Source organism: Roseibium sp. AWQ4_254, assembly GCF_056161025.1.
On sequence record NZ_JBSWYH010000103.1, the window covers coordinates 1 to 538 of the forward strand.

1 protein-coding gene is annotated in these 538 nt (G+C 60.0%); it reads right to left on the minus strand.

The features are described 5' to 3' along the window. Positions 1-538, minus strand: a 538-nt coding sequence (locus ACXAIC_RS24795) for an isocitrate/isopropylmalate family dehydrogenase (protein WP_475187114.1), incomplete at both ends; no start/stop codon positions are given.

Here is a 538-nt window from a genome sequence, read left to right on the forward strand (position 1 = left end):
CCAGCATCTGAGAGGCCGTCCAGAACGTTGCCACGGGATTGGCAATGCCCTTGCCGGTTATGTCAAAAGCCGATCCGTGAATGGGTTCGAACATGGAAGGAAACCGCCGCTCCGGGTCGATATTTGCGGTTGGCGCGACACCGAGGCTGCCCGCCAGAGCGCCTGCGAGGTCGGACAGTATGTCCGCATGCAGATTGGTGGCGACGATCGTGTCGAGGCTTTGCGGGTTCTTGACCATGCGGACAGTCATCGCATCCACAAGCATTTTGTCCCAGGTAACGTCCGGAAACTCTTGCGCGACTTCTGCGGCAATTTCATCCCAAAGGACCATGCCGTGCCGCTGAGCGTTTGACTTGGTCACAACCGTCAGCAGCTTGCGGGGCCGCGATTGTGCCAGCCTGAAGGCGTAACGCATGATCCGGGCGATGCCGGTACGCGTGAAGATTGCGACTTCGGTGCCGACTTCCTCCGGCAAGCCCCGGTGGGCACGCCCGCCATTGCCGGAATATTCACCTTCGGAGTTTTCCCGGACGATCAC